Origin of the sequence: Nguyenibacter vanlangensis, assembly GCF_013376155.1 — a bacterium.
GTDB classification, from domain to species: domain Bacteria; phylum Pseudomonadota; class Alphaproteobacteria; order Acetobacterales; family Acetobacteraceae; genus Gluconacetobacter; species Gluconacetobacter vanlangensis.
Genome location: NZ_JABXXP010000636.1, coordinates 1 through 1598 on the forward strand (window position 1 = coordinate 1; position 1598 = coordinate 1598).

The 1598-nt window shown below is 62.5% G+C and carries 3 protein-coding genes and 1 pseudogene; 1 reads left to right on the forward strand and 3 read right to left on the reverse strand.

The genetic code is table 11. The features are described 5' to 3' along the window. Positions 1-272: aspartyl protease family protein (locus HUK84_RS17490; RefSeq protein WP_218064446.1), on the forward strand; the 272-nt coding region annotated here is incomplete at its 5' end. A gap of 138 nt (positions 273-410) precedes the next feature. Here the strand turns inward: HUK84_RS17490 and HUK84_RS17495 are convergent. From HUK84_RS17495 to HUK84_RS17505, 3 genes and pseudogenes are all read right to left on the reverse strand, one after another. Beyond that, complete coding sequence (locus tag HUK84_RS17495) at positions 411-824, reverse strand: hypothetical protein (protein WP_176641396.1); 414 nt, start codon at positions 822-824, stop codon at positions 411-413. Further along, entirely contained in the window at positions 821-1075 is a 255-nt protein-coding gene (locus HUK84_RS17500; protein WP_176641397.1) for a type II toxin-antitoxin system Phd/YefM family antitoxin, read from the reverse strand. Before HUK84_RS17500 ends, HUK84_RS17495 begins: the two co-directional genes overlap by 4 nt. A 274-nt stretch (positions 1076-1349) precedes the next feature. Then, a pseudogene (locus HUK84_RS17505) lies at positions 1350-1598 on the reverse strand (hypothetical protein); the annotation flags it as partial.

Below are 1598 nucleotides of genomic sequence, written 5' to 3' on the forward strand. Positions count from 1 at the left end.
AGGCGGCGGCGGCGCGGCTGGGGGTGACGGCGGACCGGCTGGCGATCGATCCCGGGGGCGAGGCCAGCGGCGTGGACGGGCGGCCCGTCCTGTATCACTGGCATCGTTTCGGCAGCCTGCGCGTGGGCGGGGGAGTGGAGCGCGCGCCGGTGCTGACGGTGCTGCCCCTGCATGAGCCGGTGGACATGCTGCTGGGCGCGGACTGGTTCGCCCGGCACGCGGTCTGGCTGTCCTATGGCGCCGGCCGGGTGTTCGTCCGGCCGGCGCCTTGAGCATCGGAGGCGGGGAAGCTTGGATGTTCAGTCCCGGGATTTGATGGTGCAATCTTTTCGCGAGAGCGGAAGGAAGCGCTATGGGATCAACCCGAAGACAGTCGCCAAATGGAAGGGGGCGCGCGTGAATCTTGTCTATCAGGGATAGCGAGACACGCGCCTGGACTGCGGCAAAAGAGACCTGAACCGGGTCAGCACAGGCCGAATAAAGGCCTCGCTGAACTGTCCGGTGATCGTGTCCCCGCGTAGATAATATGACGCCTGCAACGGATCGAGATTGTATTCGTCCAGGATGAGCCATTGGCGCAATGTCCGATCAAGCCCGGCCCGTCGCTTCTCCGTGTCCGGGATCTCGACCGCCACTCGCGCGGTGGCGGGCTCGCGCGTGGTCAGAGGCAGGAGCAGGACATACTCCTGTCCTTCCCGCGCGAGGAACACCACGGCAACGGCGATCGGACGCTCCTTGCGCCCTTCCGTTTCACCGCGGGCGTCCTGCCAATGCCAGAGATAGGGGTATCTGAGGACGGTCCCGGGTCGCAGACCGACGCTCACGGCGTTGATTCGGTCGACGCCAGATACGCATCGATAGCCGTCGCGATATCGTGCGCCAGGGGCCCCGGCATGTCCGCAGTGGCGCCCACAATCCGATCCTCCGGACTGCGCACCAGGGCCTCGTATTGCTCCACGCTCAACACAACCAGGCGCGGCTTGCCACGCTGGCTGATCGATACCGGCCCTTGAAGAGCGCTGGCAATGATGTCCCCGGATTTGCGGGACAGGTCGCTCGTTGAGAATGTCCGCATTTTGTTCCTCCCTGAAGGTTGGACAAAATACATGATTTACAGCATTGTTGGCAATCATCGCCAGATCGGGTCGTAGAGCCATATCCGTTCACACTGGTTCACGGATATGGGGTTCACGGATATGGCTCTAATTTATTGTTTTATCGAGCATCTTCATCCGACCGGATGAGTCCATCCGGTCGGATGATGCCCCAGTGTCCCGAGGACACTGGGATCAATATTTTAGTGGCCTGCTGATCCGAGAAATTCTCATAAGAATTTCTCGGGCAGGACACTAGCCTTTGAGATGGGCGTTGCAGACGCTGTAATAACCGCCGCCCTTCTGGATCCATTTCAGGCCGCCATTGCCGTTGGTGGCCTTGTTGGCGTTGTATTGGTCCAGGCAGGTATGCATCCGCGCCTTGCCGGGGCTTTCGCTGGTATATTTCGGCGAGACCGCGTTGGGCAGCACCGCGTTGCCGGGAACCGCGGCCGTGACGGGGGCGGATTTGGCCGGCATCGGGGCGGCGGCCGGGGCGGTCGG